1 pseudogene is annotated in these 279 nt (G+C 73.5%); it reads right to left on the bottom strand.

The annotated features are described in order from the left end of the window. Window positions 1-20: 20 nt before the first annotated feature. Window positions 21-279: pseudogene (locus tag ACSNOK_RS34010) on the bottom strand (hypothetical protein); the annotation flags it as partial.

Below are 279 nucleotides of genomic sequence, written 5' to 3'. Positions count from 1 at the left end.
GCGTTCCACTGGGGCCAGCCTCAGGGTGTGCGGGAGGCGATGTCGAGGACGTCGTGGACCATCTGCGCGGCGTGGTCGGGCCGTTCGGTGAGTGTCTTGGCGGCCTGCGGCGACAGCCGGGCCGGCCACGGCGTGCCGGTCACCGGCTCGGTCCGGCACGTCCCCCAGGGAGGGGAAGCCGGAGCCGTCCAGCCGCCCTCGACGACCGCGTCCGCGGCCGGGGCCGTGTGTAGCTGCCAGGTGCGTACCGCAGAGTGCTGTCCGGAGCAGGTCATAGGA

The sequence above is a fragment of the Streptomyces sp. URMC 126 genome (assembly GCF_051386555.1).
Lineage (GTDB): Bacteria > Actinomycetota > Actinomycetes > Streptomycetales > Streptomycetaceae > Streptomyces.
This window is presented reverse-complemented; position numbering and strand designations above follow the sequence as displayed.